Here is a 1492-nt window from a genome sequence, read left to right on the forward strand (position 1 = left end):
CCGTCGGGGTTCTTGTCCAGGTACTGCTGGTGGTAGGCCTCGGCGGGCCAGAAGGTGCGGCCCTGGGCCGGCAGGATCTCCGTGGTGATCTCCTTGAAGCCCGCGCCCGTCAGCACCTGCTGGTACGCCTCACGGGACGCCTCGGCGGCCTCCGCCTGCTCGGGGGAGTGGGTGTAGATCGCCGAGCGGTACTGCGTACCGACATCGTTGCCCTGGCGGAAGCCCTGGGTCGGGTTGTGGGACTCCCAGAAGAGCTTCAGGAGCTCGGCGTAGCTCACGACCGTCGGGTCGAACACGACCCGGACCGCCTCCGTGTGACCGGTGAGGCCGGAGCAGGTCTCCTCGTACGACGGGTTCTCGGTGTAACCGCCCTGGTACCCGACGAGCGTCGTCCAGACGCCCTCCGTCTGCCAGAACTTGCGCTCGGCGCCCCAGAAACAGCCCAGCGCGAAGTCGGCGACCTCCAGGCCCTGCGGGTACGGGCCCGTCAGCGGATTGCCGAGGACCGTGTGGCGGGAGGGCACCGTGAACTCGGGGGTGGGGCGGCCGCGCAGGGCCTCCTCCGGGGTGGGGAGCTGCGGGGTGCGGTGGGTCAGGAACATGCGGTGGCTCCTCCGGGGTCGGGGTTCGCTTGTTGCAACGCCGTGGGGGCGCCGCGGATTCCGTGTTCTCAGGCCGCGGGGGCCGGAGGGTCGCGACGTTCGTCACCTTCGCGGTGCGCACCGGCCGGGTACTCGTAGGAGGCCATGTACGCGGCCGTCTTCCGGCGTGCGCGCAGCCAGAAGAAGACGGCGAGGCCTATCAGGATCAGCGGGATCAGTCGTGCCATGGGTGCCGGTCCAATCCTTCGGGGGCGGCGGGTGTGCCGGGTCAGTGGAGCAGGGTCGCGGGGCTGCCGCCGTTCGCCTCGTACCCGGCGACGGCCAGGGCCCGGTACACCGTGTACTCGGCGGCCGGGTCGGGGTTCTGGGTCCAGGGCAGCGCGCCGACGTGCCCGTCGACGTGGACGAACTGGTGCATGGCCTCCGACCAGCGCTCCATGCGGACCAGGAAGAGGACCAGCAGGTGCCGTACGTGCGCGAGCATCGGGTCGTCGGCGCGTGCCGCGTGCACGGCGAACATCGCGCCCTCCACCGCCTTCGTCACGACGGCACCCCGGTAGAAGCCCTGCACCAGATTGACCTCGGGCAGGTGCTCGTACACCGCGAACAGCGGCAGCGCGGCGAGCAGCGAGCCCTGCGGGGCGCGGGCGGCGGCCGTCGTCGCGAAACGGTCGGCCTCCTGGCGGGAGCCGTGCCACTTTTCGCACCAGAAGTGCAGGGCCGCGATGTGCGCGCCCATGTGCGCGGGAGCACGGTCGATGATCTTCGCCCAGACCTGGTCGAACTGCTCGTGGGAGTAACCCAGCCCGCGGGCGACGGCCAGCTCCACGATGTACGGGACGGGGTCGCCCGGGGCCAGCAGCGCGGCCTCGCCGCAGACGGTCCGGGCC

General features: G+C 71.4%; 3 protein-coding genes. All 3 read right to left on the reverse strand.

Going from position 1 to position 1492, the window contains the following annotated elements:
• The coding region (gene msrA / locus ACFU7D_RS29580; protein ID WP_378874089.1) for a peptide-methionine (S)-S-oxide reductase MsrA at positions 1 to 602 on the reverse strand (602 nt) is incomplete at its 3' end.
• Between the two features lie 68 nt (positions 603 to 670).
• A complete protein-coding gene (locus ACFU7D_RS29585) occupies positions 671 to 829 on the reverse strand; it encodes a hypothetical protein (protein WP_014154398.1) in 159 nt (52 codons plus the stop codon).
• A 41-nt stretch (positions 830 to 870) separates the two neighbouring features.
• Positions 871 to 1492 (reverse strand): hypothetical protein (locus ACFU7D_RS29590; RefSeq protein WP_378874093.1); only part of this gene is annotated, 622 nt, incomplete at its 5' end.

The sequence above is a fragment of the Nocardioides sp. NPDC057577 genome, from assembly GCF_042801335.1.
Lineage (GTDB): Bacteria > Actinomycetota > Actinomycetes > Propionibacteriales > Nocardioidaceae > Nocardioides.